This window comes from Providencia sp. PROV223, assembly GCF_028479245.1.
Lineage (GTDB): Bacteria > Pseudomonadota > Gammaproteobacteria > Enterobacterales > Enterobacteriaceae > Providencia > Providencia rettgeri.
On sequence record NZ_JAMPNG010000010.1, the window covers coordinates 112,625 to 126,646 of the forward strand.

General features: G+C 41.9%; 14 protein-coding genes and 1 other RNA gene. 11 read left to right on the top strand and 4 right to left on the bottom strand.

Translation table 11 applies throughout. The features are described from left to right. Window positions 1–134 precede the first annotated feature (134 nt). Window positions 135–530 carry a DoxX family protein gene (locus PR767_RS12840; protein ID WP_004908378.1) on the top strand — a complete coding sequence of 132 codons (396 nt, stop codon included), beginning with the start codon at window positions 135–137 and terminating at the stop codon, window positions 528–530. A 392-nt stretch (window positions 531–922) separates the two neighbouring features. Here PR767_RS12840 and PR767_RS12845 read toward each other — a convergent pair whose 3' ends face one another. Next, a complete protein-coding gene (locus tag PR767_RS12845; RefSeq protein WP_117162551.1) occupies window positions 923–1,816 on the bottom strand; it encodes a LysR family transcriptional regulator in 894 nt (297 codons plus the stop codon). Between the two features lie 123 nt (window positions 1,817–1,939). Here PR767_RS12845 and PR767_RS12850 point away from each other — a divergent pair, with 123 nt between their 5' ends. From PR767_RS12850 to dagF, 10 genes are all read left to right on the top strand, one after another. After that, complete coding sequence (locus PR767_RS12850) at window positions 1,940–2,647, top strand: pirin family protein (RefSeq protein ID WP_109911697.1); 708 nt, start codon at window positions 1,940–1,942, stop codon at window positions 2,645–2,647. 135 nt (window positions 2,648–2,782) lie between these two features. Next, window positions 2,783–4,753 carry a BglG family transcription antiterminator gene (locus PR767_RS12855; RefSeq protein ID WP_109911696.1) on the top strand — a complete coding sequence of 657 codons (1,971 nt, stop codon included), beginning with the start codon at window positions 2,783–2,785 and terminating at the stop codon, window positions 4,751–4,753. Between the two features lie 482 nt (window positions 4,754–5,235). Then, a complete protein-coding gene (locus tag PR767_RS12860; RefSeq protein WP_004908366.1) occupies window positions 5,236–5,574 on the top strand; it encodes a PRD domain-containing protein in 339 nt (112 codons plus the stop codon). A gap of 32 nt (window positions 5,575–5,606) precedes the next feature. Then, the gene (locus PR767_RS12865; RefSeq protein WP_004908363.1) at window positions 5,607–5,972 is read left to right on the top strand and encodes an SFCGS family glycine-rich protein; all 366 of its coding nucleotides are present in this window, start codon (window positions 5,607–5,609) and stop codon (window positions 5,970–5,972) included. Beyond that, entirely contained in the window at window positions 5,972–6,268 is a 297-nt protein-coding gene (locus PR767_RS12870; protein WP_004258180.1) for a DUF4312 family protein, read from the top strand. Before PR767_RS12865 ends, PR767_RS12870 begins: the two co-directional genes overlap by 1 nt. Before the next feature lie 26 nt (window positions 6,269–6,294). Next, complete coding sequence (locus PR767_RS12875; RefSeq protein ID WP_004258184.1) at window positions 6,295–7,086, top strand: DUF4311 domain-containing protein; 792 nt, start codon at window positions 6,295–6,297, stop codon at window positions 7,084–7,086. Between the two features lie 2 nt (window positions 7,087–7,088). Continuing rightward, complete coding sequence (locus PR767_RS12880; RefSeq protein ID WP_004908356.1) at window positions 7,089–7,739, top strand: DUF4310 family protein; 651 nt, start codon at window positions 7,089–7,091, stop codon at window positions 7,737–7,739. Window positions 7,740–8,033: 294 nt separating this feature from the next. Beyond that, the gene (locus PR767_RS12885) at window positions 8,034–9,173 is read left to right on the top strand and encodes an amidohydrolase/deacetylase family metallohydrolase (protein WP_109911695.1); all 1,140 of its coding nucleotides are present in this window, start codon (window positions 8,034–8,036) and stop codon (window positions 9,171–9,173) included. Continuing rightward, window positions 9,157–10,269 carry a DgaE family pyridoxal phosphate-dependent ammonia lyase gene (locus tag PR767_RS12890; protein WP_004908346.1) on the top strand — a complete coding sequence of 371 codons (1,113 nt, stop codon included), beginning with the start codon at window positions 9,157–9,159 and terminating at the stop codon, window positions 10,267–10,269. The genes PR767_RS12885 and PR767_RS12890 overlap by 17 nt, the downstream gene beginning before the upstream one ends. A 1-nt stretch (window position 10,270) precedes the next feature. Further along, a complete protein-coding gene (dagF, locus tag PR767_RS12895) occupies window positions 10,271–11,011 on the top strand; it encodes a 2-dehydro-3-deoxy-phosphogluconate aldolase (protein ID WP_109911693.1) in 741 nt (246 codons plus the stop codon). Window positions 11,012–11,148: 137 nt separating this feature from the next. Here the strand turns inward: dagF and PR767_RS12900 are convergent, their stop codons facing one another. The 3 genes from PR767_RS12900 to rsmI all read right to left on the bottom strand — a co-directional run bounded on the left by PR767_RS12900 (window position 11,149) and on the right by rsmI (window position 14,021). After that, the gene (locus tag PR767_RS12900) at window positions 11,149–12,225 is read right to left on the bottom strand and encodes a 4Fe-4S binding protein (protein ID WP_272520410.1); all 1,077 of its coding nucleotides are present in this window, start codon (window positions 12,223–12,225) and stop codon (window positions 11,149–11,151) included. A 455-nt stretch (window positions 12,226–12,680) separates the two neighbouring features. Continuing rightward, an RNA gene (gene rnpB / locus PR767_RS12905) (RNase P RNA component class A) lies at window positions 12,681–13,054 on the bottom strand. Between the two features lie 94 nt (window positions 13,055–13,148). Next, window positions 13,149–14,021, bottom strand: a complete 873-nt coding sequence (rsmI, locus tag PR767_RS12910) for a 16S rRNA (cytidine(1402)-2'-O)-methyltransferase (protein WP_109911691.1) — start codon at window positions 14,019–14,021, stop codon at window positions 13,149–13,151. Window position 14,022: the final 1 nt, after the last annotated feature.

Here is a 14,022-nt window from a genome sequence, read left to right on the forward strand (position 1 = left end):
TTTATTGAATAAGCAAATGACTATTATAAGCCCATCGAATGTTTTCTTACCTATTTGTGCTGAAAACAACACTACAAAGCGACATATATCGCAACTAATTTATATTTAATGACTTATTAGTCTGGAGAATCTCAATGAAAAATTTAGAAAGTGGTGCGGTATTATTAGCTCGCATTATGATGCCAATTCTGTTCATTGTCGCTGGGTATGGAAAACTGGGAGATGCATACGCAGGAACACAACAATACATGCAAGCAATGGGCGTTCCAGGCTTTTTATTACCTTTAACCATTTTATTAGAACTTGGCGGTGGCTTAGCGGTTTTATTCGGTTTCTTAACTCGGACTGTCGCTTTATTTACCGCAGGCTTTACGGTATTAACCGCACTCCTGTTCCATATCGACTTTAGCGTTGCGCCAAATAGCTTAATGTTTATGAAAAACTTTACTATTGCCGGCGGTTTCTTACTGTTAGCTGTGACCGGCCCAGGAAAATTTAGTATTGACCATTTATTAAATAAAAAATGGTAATTCCGATTTCATTATCACCCTTATTAATTTAGCTTCATTTTTTGTCCAACTTATACCTCCTTCGGGAGGTATTTTTTTATTCAAAATAATTGTTTTGAAGTTAATAGAAACTAAATCATCGTTATCAGTAAATGAAAATTAAGCTGGGCAGCTTTATTTATTCTTGTTGAATCACCACTAATTATCACGCGACTCGTAAACTCTAAATAGTTTGAGTTGTAGGTAGGTGGCAAATTGATGTTGATGGGTTTATTTTTCAACCTCAAGTTAACTTCTAAATAATTCGTACTGTAGCAAGGCTGCAAGCTCACTAATCCCTAGGAGCATACATAAGTATGTGACTAGGGTTAGTGAGTGAAGCTAACACCGCTACAGTGCGAAGTATGACGAAGTTATAATCGGAAAAGTTTGGGGATTTCTCGGAGACACCACGACTTAGCCTCCCCCATACTATCTCGCCGCCACGCCATAATAATATTCGTCTCATGGCTATACTCTGCGCCAACTACTTTTAAACGCCCTTCACGAATATCTTGTTCAACCATTGGATACGGCATTGTTGCAACACCAAGACCAGCCAATAAAGCATTGCGTTTATCTTCAATTGTCGACACGGTTAATCGTTGTTGTTTATCCAACAACTGCACCGTTATCACAGGTCGCTCACGTGCGGTATCAGCTACTGCAATTCCACGGTACTTCACTCGAGTCGCATCAGATAATGGTTCAGGTTCTTGATGAATGGGGTGATCCGGGCTCGCAACATAAATATGATTAATGGTGTATAACGATTTAGAGTTAATTTCTGAAGATGATCGAAAATGCATATCAGGGGCAATGACAATATCCGCTTTACCGCTTTCAAGGCGTTCCCATGCTCCCGCCAATACTTCAGTAATCAAAGATAACTGTGTTTCTGATTTTTCCGCCAGTCGTTCCACCAGTGGAAAAAGTGAATTAGCAGGAACTAAAGCTTCACACACGATGGTTAAATGCGTTTCCCATCCTTTTGCAAGGGCTTCCGCGTCAGATGTTAGCTTATCAGCGGCTTCAAGTAGGATCCTTCCTCTATCAAGTAACATCCTACCGACATTCGTAAATTTAGTTCTATGCCCTGAACGGTCAAATAAAATGACATCGAGCTCTTCTTCTAATTTTTGCATGGTATAGCTTAGTGCAGACGGGACTCGCCCCAACTCTTCAGCAGCTGCAGCAAAACTACCACGGCGGTCGATTGCATCCATAACCCTTAATGATTCAAGCGTTAATGCTCTCTCTTTACTCATGAAGTTTCTCTTTCAGGAAATTTGAACAAGGGAAACAGATTAACTGGCTAACAATTCAACGTCCAGCTATTTATTATAACAATAGATTATTAACTTATTTATTTTCGATGGGGGTTAACCATTATGATGACACTGAGACCCGCTAACCATTGCGGAAAAGCTGATTATGGTTGGCTGCAAGCGCGTTATTCCTTTTCATTTGGCCATTATTTTGACCCAGATTTTATGGGTTTTAAAACACTCAGAGTGCTGAATCAAGAGGTTATTGCGCCACAAAATGCGCTACAGCCAAGAACCTACCCTCATGTTGATATTTTAAATATCATCCTAAAAGGGCACGCAGAATATCGAGACAGTTTAGGTAATACCATCCAAGCGGATGAAGGTGAATGTGTGCGTTTCTCACCACGCCCAGATCTTAGCTACAGTGAACAAAATGTGTGCCCCAAAACACCACTAACGCGTTTACAGCTCTGGTTAAATGCTTGCCCACAGCAAGAATCTTTGCCCTTGCAAAAAATAGCCATTAGTGAAAATGAGAGTAAGCTTATCGCCTCTCCTGATGGGGAAGATCAAAGCATTCAATTACGTCAACAAATTTGGATCACTCAAATTCACTTGGCAGCCGATGAATCAACAGCGATCACGCTAAAAGGAAAAAATTCATTCCTTCAGTCTATACATGGTGGAGCAACATTACGAACACCAAAAGGCGAACAACTCGGGATGAATTGCAATGATGGGGCATTTATCCAAGATGATAATCAAATCATCATTAGTGCAGATAAACCGTTTAGAGGCCTGTTAATCGACCTTGGGGAACAAAACTAGCCACTTTCCTGCTATAACAGCATGAATTTTGCGAACGGATTCGCAAATTTCATCATTTACATATCCTACATATTGACACGCTTGTGTTAGAGTCCTGCCATTAGCGAGCAAAAAAGACGTAATTTTATTGCTCAAATGCTTTTTCGTTTTGATTTTAAAGGTGTTTCCGTGGCTCTATTCACTCAACAGCGACATAATCAAATTTTTGCTCAAATTCTGAATGAGGTTGTTCCTCAAGACGAATTAGCAAAAAACTTTTCCGTTTCTACTCGAACTATTCGTTCTGATATCAATGAAATCAATGAATTGATACAGCCATATAGTGCACATATTGTGTATGAACGAGGTCGTGGTTACCGGTTGAACATTGAAGACGAAGCCCTATTTGCGACCTTTACTCAACAAAATGATGAAGACGATCATATCCCTCGAACGAGCAAAGAGCGCATTGATGCACTGCTATTAAAGCTCTTAATGCTATCACTTCCCGTAAAGCTTGATGATATCGCTGAGGAATGGTTTATCAGCCGAGGCACTTTACAACAAGATATGGGGGCGGTGAGAGAACAGCTGCAAAAATACCAAATTGCATTAGAAAGTATTCCTCACCAAGGTATTCGTTTGAATGGTAGCGAGTGGGCAGTTCGAGCTTGTATGACTGAAACTTTATGGCGTCGTTATTGCGCACAGATATCGCCTGATTTAACCACTTTCCGCCCCGATTGTCTGGATAATTTAGACCTGTCATATATCGATAAAGTATTACATAACAGTTTGAATCGTTTTGATATTCGGATTAGCAATGAAGGCCATTTATACCTAGTTTTTAATTGTGCGGTCACTATTTTGCGTATCACTCGCGGCCATGAGCTCACCACTGCGGTCAAAAACGATGACAGTGAAGAAGTGATCCGTAAAGCGTGCGATGAAATCTCCAAAGGTTTGATCTACTTTCTTGGCAATGACCTTTCTGGGGCGGAACTCAGCTATTTGCATGACCAAATTGTTGCCCAACGTATTAGTAACCAAGACTCTAGCACGCAAAAAAGTGGTACTCATAATGAGCTATGTGAATATATTTTAAATTATATTAATGAATTATATAATTATGACTTACGAAATGATGAAAAGCTCAAAAAAGATCTCAATACGCATCTTGCGGCCTTAATCACTCGCCTGCAGTATCATATTTCTACACCAAATCCGCTATTATCTGATATTAAACAATACTATCCGTTTGCCTATGACGTCACACTCAGCGCATTAACCAGCGCAAGTAAACAATTACTCCCCCACCCAATCAGTGAAGATGAACTGGGTTATCTTGCAGTTCATATCGGTGTTAGCCTCGAACGTAACTATGGCGCAGGGTCAATTCGCCAAACAGAAGTACTGGTAGTCACCGATGCAGGAAACTCCACGTTTCGCGTGGTTGAATCTAAAATCATGCGTGAGTTTCCACAACTCAAATTTAGTCGAGGGTTAACATTACAAGAGTATGAATCCTTGGATGAAGTCACTGAAGATTTCGTGATAACCACAGTACGAATTTCAGAGAAAAACAAGCCTGTTATTAAAATCGCGCCTTTCCCAACGCCCTATCAGCTAGAGCAAGTTGGCCGCCTAGCTATGGTTGATCAAACTCGCCCTTATATTATTGAGCGTTTTTTTGATGAACGGTTCTTCATGGTAATTAATGAAAAAATTAGCCAAGAAGAGCTCTTTCAAATGGTTTGCCATAAATTACAACAAGAAGGCTATGTAACCCCCGATTTTTATCCATCACTACAAGAACGTGAATCAATTGTTTCCACATTGCTCGGGGAAGGCATCGCATTACCCCACTCTTTAGGCTTACTTGCCAATAAAACGGTGGTTGCAACCGTTGTGGCCCCAAAAGGCATTGAATGGAATAAAGAAACCAAAGAGAACGCTTATGTCATTTTCTTGTTGGCTATTAGTAAAACAGACTATGAAGAAGCGATGGCTATTTATGATTTATTCGTTACCTTTGTAAAGGAAAAAACGACTCGTCGCTTAGTAAGTGTCAAAAATTTCAATGAATTCCAAGTGATAGCTAAAGATAGCTTAGCACGTATCCTCTAATCTGATAGCAACTTCCACTTCGTAGTGGAAAAGTGGAAGTTGCTGACTTTTACGTGATCCTAACCACAACTCTCGCAAATATTTTCCTATCCTAAACGGCCTGTTTTACGCACAGAGTAACTAAGTGGAAGCTATTACAATCAACACAACATAATTTCCATTTATTGTTTCCACTTTTCTTTCCAGTTCCTTTTTTCAATTCCATTTTTTATGTAAAAAAATAATCAATTGATAAACAACATATTTTATTCGAAGTATTGTTATTTTTATCCTTTTTAGATAATTGATTGATGTCAATTTTTCCACTTAACTTCCACATAGAACAAAAAACATACCAATCCAACTAATATTTATTTCCAAATAATTTCCACTTTGAAGTGGAAATTCACTGCCTGCAAAAAATACCAATAAACGTCTAATGTATAAGGCATGAAGGAACAGAGTAGTCTAACTTGCAATATTACTTTGGATTTTAAATAGTTATGAGTGAATCAGTTGTCGTTTTTAAAATGTTAGAACATAACCTTGATATTGATGAGGTGACACAAAAACTGCTAGCAGTGATTACTGACTGGCTCAAGCAGGAGGATTGCTACACCACGGATGTACAACAACAGATGTTGGAATCTCATTTACGTGCCATGGTCGGTAGAGCAAAAACGGGTGAAGCCTTACCAGAAGTTGATATCAGCCTATTTGATGAAATCTCTGAACATTCGATTACGCTCGCGCAACGGGTTGTTGACACACTTCCCGGTTTAGCACCTGAAGAAACCTATTTACTCTCTGTTCACTTTGAAGTTGCACGTTCAAATGATTAATTACTAATTTGGTAGGATTTGGAGAATATTTTATGAAACAGATAGTTGTTGTTATCGGTGACCGTTTAGGTAAAGGCCAAAAAGTAGCGGCGGGTGTTGAAGCTGCTGGCGGTAAAGCGATTGTTGTTCCAGGTGTCGCCGCTGACATGAAACTTGGCGATGTGATGAACGCAGAACAAGCCGATTTAGGTATCTCATTTTGTGGAAGTGGTGGCGCTGGTGCAATCACAGCTCAAACTAAGTATGGCTATAAAGCTCGCTATGGGATGCGCTCCATTGAAGAGGGAGAAACCGCAATTGCAGACGGTTGCAATGTATTAGGTTTCGGTTTTATGGACAAGGAAGAGTTAGGCGAGCGCTTAGTAAAAGCATTCAATAAAAAATACGGCAACGCTTAATGAAAAAATCTATCGAAACGGTTGTACGGGTTACAGGGCAAGGCGACACTAAGCAAAAAGCGATAGCTGACGCCTTAAATTCAATTCAAAAAACCGTACTGAAAAACAGCACAGACATCATCCTACGAATTGAACCAAAGGATGTTGAAGTGATTAGTGCTCACTCTCATTCGCGGACAGAAAAATTTCTTTTTCTCTTTTTGCCACGCAAACGTGAACATTTTCGTGTTGTACTCGACGTTTCGCTGGATGTCACTTTACTTTCTGTCAACGAAATACCATTTACAGAACAATAATAGCAATCAGGTCTGGAGTTAATTCCATGAGTGAAACTGCATCTTTTCTAGAAATATTGGGCATGTCCCTGATCATCGGTGGGCTCTGCGGCTTTGGCTTAGGCGCAGGGGCTGCGCGTATGTTCCACGCACCAACCGTACAAGGTATGGGGGCATTCCGTACATTGGGTGAGCTGAACGCGTGTGAAGGCGACCCAGCATCTCACTTTTCTTTTGGCTTAGGATTTTTCTTTAATGCATGGGCATCATCAGTTGCTGCAGGGGCATTTACACAAGACGTTGACCACCGCATCATCCCAAACTGGGGTGCGGCAGCGCTGTTAACCAAAAATCGTAGTGTCGCTGACACACTGCATAACCCGAAAAAAATGGCGATTGCTTGTGCCATCATCGGGGCATTAGTTGTCGCCTTCTTAAACACAACCGCTTCCGCAGTTCCGGCTGCACTGCAAACGACAGCCATTAATGTACTAGTGCCTGCCGCAAACTTGTTAGTTAACACAGTGATGCCAGTCATCTTCTGGTTAGCTGCTATGGATGCTGGTCGTCGTTCAGGTTTCTGGGCAACATTATTTGGTGGTTGTGCTCAGTTAATCATGGGGAATGCTATCCCGGGTTTAGTTTTAGGTATCTTGATTGGTAAAGGCGTTGATGACAACGGCTGGAACCGTATCACTCGCACAATGATGATAACCGTGGTTCTCTTGTTCGTTCTCAGCGGCTTCTTCCGTGAGTTCGACCTGAAGATGATCACCTCTTTCAACCTAGATAAACCATTGTGGCTTGAATACGTCCACGGTCTGCTGAGCGGGAAATAATCATGACAACTGAAATTAACAAACAAGATTTTTGGTACGCAGAATGGTCCTTCCCGATTTTTGTTGGATTGCTATCTGCTGGGATCTTCGCCGGTACCCACATGTATGTCGTCTACGGCTTTGGTGCATTTAACGAAGTAGCGTTCGTCGCCATGTTACGTGCAGGCTTAGATACAGGGGTTTACGGTGCAGTCGCCGCATTCGGTGCAAGTTTCTTATTTGCTCGAATCATCGAAGGGTCACTGGTTGGTATTTTAGATATTGGTGGGGCGCTACAAACTGGTATTGGGCTGGGTGTTCCTGCTCTATTCCTCGCTGCGGGTTGGGATATTCTAGTCACTAACTTCTGGCTTTCATTAGTGACAGGTTTATTCCTTGGGGTATTAATCGGTTTACTGATTGTCTTTGCACGTAAATTTACCATTGCCCAAGCCAACTCAACCTTTGGTGCAGACGTCATGATGGGTGCGGGTAATACTTCAGGTCGATTCTTAGGCCCATTGATTATCTTAGCCGCCATGGCAGCTTCTATTCCAATCGGAATTGGTTCTTTAATCGGCGCATTGATTTTCTATGTATGGCAAAAACCGGTTGCCGGTGGCGCCATTTTAGGTGCGATGTTATTTGGTTATTTCTTCCCAATCGTCGCCTAACTAGTATCCTCCCGGAGCATCTGCTCCGGGTTACTGAATAACATCATTAAAAACAGGCTCGAAATAGTTCAAAGAGTAGCGTAAGAGTAACCAACAACGCTGCGATTGGCATTATTTAGAACAAGTATTCAAGTATTTTAGCATGCTCTAGATAATTCAAATTGCAGCTAGGCGACAAACGACGATATCCCTAGGAGCATACAAAAGTATGTGACTAGGGTAGCGGAAGTGCTGCCAACAACGCTGCGGTTTGAAGTATGACGAGCATCGAGTATGAGTATAAAGAGGGCAACTATGTACACTCTAATCATCAAACAAGGTAAGCGTATCGATGGCTCGATTATCGATATTCTTATCAAAGATGGAAAAATCGAAGCAGCAGGCCCTGAGTTAGCCTGTAACCAGCAAGCTGACAAAATTATTGATCTCCAAGGTAAAACTTATGTCAGCGCCGGATGGATTGATTCTCACGCACACTGTTTTGTTGAGTCACCTATTTACTTCGATGACCCTGATTTAGCAGGAGCCGCTGGCGGAGTTACCTCACTGGTTGATGCAGGCAGTGTCGGTGCTGATGATATTGATAAATTTTATCAACTGACACAAAAATCGAAAACCAATGTCTTTTCTCTGTTAAATATTTCACGCATTGGCATCATTGCACAAAATGAATTGTCCGATATGAACAACATCAATGATGCCTGCTTTCAAGACGCTATCGAGCGCCACTCAGGCTTTGTTGTTGGTATGAAAGCCCGTATGAGTAAAAGTGTGGTTGGTGAAAATGGTATTGCACCACTGATTAAAGCTAAAGAAATGCAGAAAAAACACCATCTTCCACTCATGGTGCATATCGGCAACAACCCACCGGATATCGATGAAGTCGCTGATTTACTGACACGTGGCGATATCATCACTCACTGCTTTAATGGCAAACCCAATAAAATTTTAGGCGAAGATGGCTACCTAAAGCCCTCAATTGCTCGCGCACTCGCACGCGGAGTCATATTAGATGTTGGCCATGGCGGTGAGAGTTTTAGCTTTAAAGTTGCCGAACAAGCCATGCGCATCGGCACTTACCCTGACATTATCAGTTCCGATATTTACCACCGCAACCGCGTTAATGGCCCTGTTTATAGCCTCGCTTTTGTGATGACCAAATTCCTGTGTATGGGCTTTAGTGCGGAACAAGTGCTTCGCTGCGTTACCGAAAAAGCCGCCAATTTCTTATCATTACCCGCGAAAGGCTATTTAAGGCCCGGCTTTGACGCCGACATAACCCTTTTTGACCTTAAAGAAGAGCAAACCGAGCTCACGGATGCAGAAGGCGAACACCGTATAGGCACTCACCGCTTCGTACCATTGGCTGCTATCGTCGGTGGAAAACACATTATTCATGCACAAGGTGAATCAGAACATGCAATCGATTTATGATAAATATCAGTTAAAACACGTTATTAATGCCTCTGGCCGCATGACAATTCTGGGTGTTTCAACGCCAACTCCGGAAGTTGTTGAACGTGTTGCTTACGGATTAAATAATTATTTTGAAATTAAAGACTTAGTTAATAAAACTGGCGAATACATTGCTAATCTATTAGATGTTGAAGCCGCAGTTGTTGTTTCCTGCGCATCTGCCGGTATCGCACAAGCTGTTGCAGCGGTAATTGTACAAGATGATGATGATTTACTGCTTAATTTGCATTCATCCGACAAAGTTGTGCCTCGTGAAATTATTTTACCTAAAGGCCATAACGTTAATTTCGGTGCTCCTGTCGATACAATGGTGAGCTTAGGTGGTGGTAAAGTGGTCGAAGCGGGCTTTGCTAACGAGTGCAACGCCGCCCAGTTAGCTGCAAAAATCACCCCCAATACCGCCGCTATTCTGTATATCAAATCCCATCATACCGTACAAAAAAGCATGTTAACCGTGGAACAAGCCGCCAAAGTGGCTCATGACCACCAGCTACCACTGATCGTTGATGCTGCCGCTGAAGAAGAGCTCACAGCTTACTACCAAGCAGGCGGCGATATTGTGATTTACAGTGGCGCAAAAGCGATTGAAGGCCCAACAAGTGGCCTAGTTATTGGTAAAAAACAATATGTTGAGTGGGTAAAACGCCAAAGCCAAGGTATTGGCCGTGCGATGAAAGTGGGTAAAGAAGGTATTTTAGGCCTCACTCTTGCTATCGAACAGTACCTGACAGCGACAAAAGAAACTGGCCCAGAAATGGTCAATCGAATGAGTAAATTCATCAGCGATTTGAATGCAATTAAAGGTATCTCTGCTCAAGTGGTCTGGGATGGCGCTGGACGTGATATTGCTCGTACTGAAATTAGCTTTGATGAAAAAACAATAGGCAAAACTACCTACCAAATCATGGCTGAGTTAAAACAAGGTGATACCGCGATTTACTTCCGTGAGTACAAAGCCAACGAAGGAAAAGTGGAAGCTGACATTCGTAGTGTTAGTACTGAACAACTTGATGTTATTTCTCAGAATATTCGTTTGTTAGTAGAAGGAATTTAAAATGAAATTGTCACCGAATTTTTATCGTGACCGCGTGTGTTTAAACGTCTTGGCAGGCAGCCATCAAAATGCAAAAGATATCTATGCTGCAGCAGAAACCTTTGTTGTTGTTGGTGTTTTATCTAAAAATTACCCTGACTTAGAAAGCGCGATTGCAGATATGCGTATTTATGCCCAAAAAACCGATAATGCATTATCAGTTGGCCTGGGTGCTGGCGACCCAAATCAATCAACCATGGTATCGTTGATTTCAAAAGAAGTGCAACCGCAGCACGTTAACCAAGTATTCACTGGTGCCCCAATTAGCCGTGCACTATTAGGCCAAAACGAAACCTTCGTGAATGCGCTCATATCACCGACAGGCACGGTGGGTATGGTAAAAATTTCCACAGGCCCATTAAGTTCTCAAGCGCCAGATGGCATTGTTCCGATTGAAACTGCCATTATGATGCTTAAAGACATGGGTGCTGACTCTGTTAAATTCTTTAATATGAAAGGGTTAACATATATTGAAGAATATAAAGCCATTGCCAAAGCTTGCGCTGACTTTGATTTTTCTTTAGAGCCTACAGGCGGCATTGATTTAGATAACTTTGCTGAAATTTTGCAAATTGCTCTTGATGCAGGCGTGAAAAAAATCATTCCTCATATCTATAGCTCAATTATTGATAAAGATACTGGCAATACGCGCCCTGAAGATGTACGTCAGTTATTGCAGATGGTTAAGCAAGCGGTTAACTGATGGGGTAGTAAGTAGTATGTAAGAAAATAAATATAAGCGAGAAATAAGTATAAATAAGCAGTACAAAATCTGTCATCACGACAAAACAACAAGTTGCCCCGCTTATTATCATATGTAGCGGGGTTTTTTATTGTGCATCAATGGCCTATCATTCTTGCATTTGGAATAATATGAAACCAATAATTATCGGGTACTGGGCTATCCCAAACGCCAAAATACATAGCAACCCCAATAGTGATAAATAAAATTGCCAAGGTTAAAATAGCCATCATCCTACCCGATAACCGAAATTGATGTTTTTTTGCTGGCAATTGCAATGAAAAATCCAGTGTTGATGCAACAGGGCAAGATTCCACGCAAGTCATACACCCCGTACATTCGAGCGTTCTTACCTGAATTAATTTATCAACAGGGATGTGGGATGGGCAGTTTTTCGCACATTTTCCACAATCAATGCAACTTTCCACATTTCGCCGAATTTTAAATGGTGAAAATAACGAAAACAGCCCTAGCAATGCACCATAAGGACACAAATAACGGCACCAAGCATTACGAATAAACAAGCTTGCCACCACTAAAACCGCAACACTGACCAGCGCAAACAAGCTAATATAGCGAAAGAAATCCAACATTTTGACGTCAATGATGATCCCATAAGGTGACATCATAAAGTATTGGATCATCTGCGCAGACATGGAAAATGCAATATAGAGAAAGAAGCTTAATAGTAAATATTTTAAACCTCGTAGGGGGATATCTAGCCATTTAGGTAAACTGATTTGTTTTTGATAACCAAACAGTTTTTGGCCTATTTTTCCCGTATATTCCGATATAGTGCCTATCGGGCACATCCATGAACAAAATGCTTTTTTGAGCAGTAAGCTAATCAAAATAAAAGAAACAAGCAGAAACATTGAAGCCGCATGAATTGGCGGGAAACTCCCCGTCTCCAACGTATATTTTAAATTCATTAACCCCGCAATCGGCAGCCAACCTTCAATTCCACCAGGGCGAGGAAGGTGAACTGTCGCTCCTCCGGTTTCGTAGTAACGCACCCAAAAATAGAAGGTGATGCCAATATAAATATTGATCGCCAATAGCGTTAACTGTACAAATTTACGCCATGTTGATGCATTACGCCAATCATTCCAAGGGAGCTTACCCCCTGTAGTACCAGGGCGACGTTGGTACCTTACACGTGGTTTTTCTTTCATGTCCGCACATCTCTTTAACATGCATTATAAATACCACTATTGTATTTACATATTCACAGGGCGCATTGATTTGCATCAGAGGGTTGTGATGTTGATGAGTTGATGAGTTGATGAGTTGATGAGTTGATGTATCAAATGGTGAAGACAAGCCAGAAAAGAAAGAAGAGAAGTATTTTTATATTAAATCAAAAGATTATGATTTTTTCTAAATAGTTCGTGTTATACCGAGGCGGCAAAATGAAGACAGCGCGGGGAGCATACAAAAGTATGTGACCCGTGTGGCTGAATGCAGCCAACACAGGTACAGCTCGAAGCATTATAAACTGAAATTTTTTCTAAATAATTCGAGGTGTGCCAAGGCGGCAAAATGAGGAAATCCCTAGGAGCATACAAAAGTATGTGACTAGGGCTGACGAGTGACGCCAACACAGGCACAGCTTGAAGTATGACGAAAAAATGGGAGTTGGCCGATAAGCCGGGTTCTGTCTTGGACAACCATTCATCTAGGCCAGCACTTACGCACTGGCTCCAGCAACCTACCCGAGTTCAATGCGGGCCGCACCATATGAACCCCTATTTGGTCTTGCTCCGGGTGGAGTTTACCGTGCCACGAACTGTTGCCAGTCGCGCGGTGCGCTCTTACCGCACCCTTTCACCCTTACCTGATCCTGTAAACAGGCCATCGGCGGTTTGCTCTCTGTTGCACTAGTCGTAGGCTCGCGCCTCCCAGACGTTATCTGGCACCCTGCCCTATGGAGCCCGGACTTTCCTCCCCTCTACCCGTCTCCCGAAGGGACTACGATAAAGCAGCGGTTGTCTGGCCAACTCCGCGGCGAATTATAGGCACTTTGCTGAGTCTTGTACAGACTCTAACGACTTTCATTTACCACTTATATAAATGAACTCGTCTATTTGCTCAAGAATCATTCACTATCTTGATTATCAAGCATCAATTTATACAGCATATTTTTCTTGAGGCCATAAATTTCAGCCGTGATCGCCGCCGCTTTTTTAGGGGGTAATTCTTTTTGTAATAAATTTAATGTTCTCACCACTTCAGGGGAAACTGCGGAGTCATCGACTGGTTTTTTATACCCTTCGACAATCAACACCATTTCGCCACGGTGACGATTTTCATCTTCTTTTACCCAAGCGAGTAACTCTCCCACAGGGCGACCTTCAATAGACTCCCATGTTTTAGTGATTTCACGCGCTAAAACAACATGACGCTCCGGCCCCCAGACTTCCACCATATCTGCTAAACTGTCTAACAAACGGTGGGTTGATTCATAGAAAATCAGCGTGCGGGTTTCTTGTTCGAGTGATTGCAATACATCTTTACGGCCTTTCGTTTTAGCCGGTAAAAAACCTTCATAACAAAAACGGTCTGAAGGTAAACCCGCGGCGGATAACGCAGTAATAGCAGCACAAGGCCCCGGTAAAGGTACAACACGAATACCCGCTTCGCGACAACGATTGACGAGATGATAACCCGGATCATTAATTAAAGGTGTACCCGCATCGGAGACTAATGCGATACTATCACCTTGTTGAAGTCGACTAATTAATTGATCTGCCTTTTGCTGTTCATTATGATCATGCAGAGCAAACAACCGTGCATTTATCGCAAAATTCTGTAATAGAATGCCTGAATGCCGAGTGTCCTCTGCAGCAATAAGGTCAACATGTTTAAGAACATCCAACGCACGTTGCGTGATATCCCTCATATTACCAATTGGGGTAGGAACGATATACAGCGTGGATGCCATAACCACAGCTTGATTAGGTTGGTTCATT

Excerpts from the sequence above, each read along its gene's own strand:
- PR767_RS12840 (WP_004908378.1), top strand. The coding sequence starts at position 135 with ATGAAAAATTTAGAAAGTGGTGCGGTATTATTAGCTCGCATTATGATG.
- PR767_RS12845 (WP_117162551.1), bottom strand. The coding sequence starts at position 1,816 with ATGAGTAAAGAGAGAGCATTAACGCTTGAATCATTAAGGGTTATGGAT.
- PR767_RS12850 (WP_109911697.1), top strand. The coding sequence starts at position 1,940 with ATGATGACACTGAGACCCGCTAACCATTGCGGAAAAGCTGATTATGGT.
- PR767_RS12855 (WP_109911696.1), top strand. The coding sequence starts at position 2,783 with ATGCTTTTTCGTTTTGATTTTAAAGGTGTTTCCGTGGCTCTATTCACT.
- PR767_RS12860 (WP_004908366.1), top strand. The coding sequence starts at position 5,236 with ATGAGTGAATCAGTTGTCGTTTTTAAAATGTTAGAACATAACCTTGAT.
- PR767_RS12865 (WP_004908363.1), top strand. The coding sequence starts at position 5,607 with ATGAAACAGATAGTTGTTGTTATCGGTGACCGTTTAGGTAAAGGCCAA.
- PR767_RS12870 (WP_004258180.1), top strand. The coding sequence starts at position 5,972 with ATGAAAAAATCTATCGAAACGGTTGTACGGGTTACAGGGCAAGGCGAC.
- PR767_RS12875 (WP_004258184.1), top strand. The coding sequence starts at position 6,295 with ATGAGTGAAACTGCATCTTTTCTAGAAATATTGGGCATGTCCCTGATC.
- PR767_RS12880 (WP_004908356.1), top strand. The coding sequence starts at position 7,089 with ATGACAACTGAAATTAACAAACAAGATTTTTGGTACGCAGAATGGTCC.
- PR767_RS12885 (WP_109911695.1), top strand. The coding sequence starts at position 8,034 with ATGTACACTCTAATCATCAAACAAGGTAAGCGTATCGATGGCTCGATT.
- PR767_RS12890 (WP_004908346.1), top strand. The coding sequence starts at position 9,157 with ATGCAATCGATTTATGATAAATATCAGTTAAAACACGTTATTAATGCC.
- dagF (WP_109911693.1), top strand. The coding sequence starts at position 10,271 with ATGAAATTGTCACCGAATTTTTATCGTGACCGCGTGTGTTTAAACGTC.
- PR767_RS12900 (WP_272520410.1), bottom strand. The coding sequence starts at position 12,225 with ATGAAAGAAAAACCACGTGTAAGGTACCAACGTCGCCCTGGTACTACA.
- rsmI (WP_109911691.1), bottom strand. The coding sequence starts at position 14,021 with ATGAACCAACCTAATCAAGCTGTGGTTATGGCATCCACGCTGTATATC.